This window comes from Paenibacillus apis, from assembly GCF_018333295.1.
GTDB classification, from domain to species: Bacteria; Bacillota; Bacilli; order Paenibacillales; family Paenibacillaceae; genus Fontibacillus; species Fontibacillus antibioticophila.
The window spans coordinates 1-255 of record NZ_BORS01000080.1 but is presented as its reverse complement, the minus strand read 5'-3'; the positions used below and the strand labels follow the sequence as shown (position 1 = coordinate 255).

At 54.1% G+C, this 255-nt stretch carries 1 rRNA gene; it reads left to right on the top strand.

The window, feature by feature from the left end:
• A 16S ribosomal RNA gene (locus KI362_RS25415) occupies positions 1 to 255 on the top strand; the annotation flags it as partial.

The window sequence follows — 255 nt, the reverse complement described above, 5'->3', positions numbered from 1 at the left end:
CAGAGATGTGCCTTTCCTTCGGGACATTCAAGACAGGTGGTGCATGGTTGTCGTCAGCTCGTGTCGTGAGATGTTGGGTTAAGTCCCGCAACGAGCGCAACCCTTAACTTTAGTTGCCAGCAGGTAAGGCTGGGCACTCTAGAGTGACTGCCGGTGACAAACCGGAGGAAGGTGGGGATGACGTCAAATCATCATGCCCCTTATGACCTGGGCTACACACGTACTACAATGGCCGGTACAACGGGAAGCGAAGGA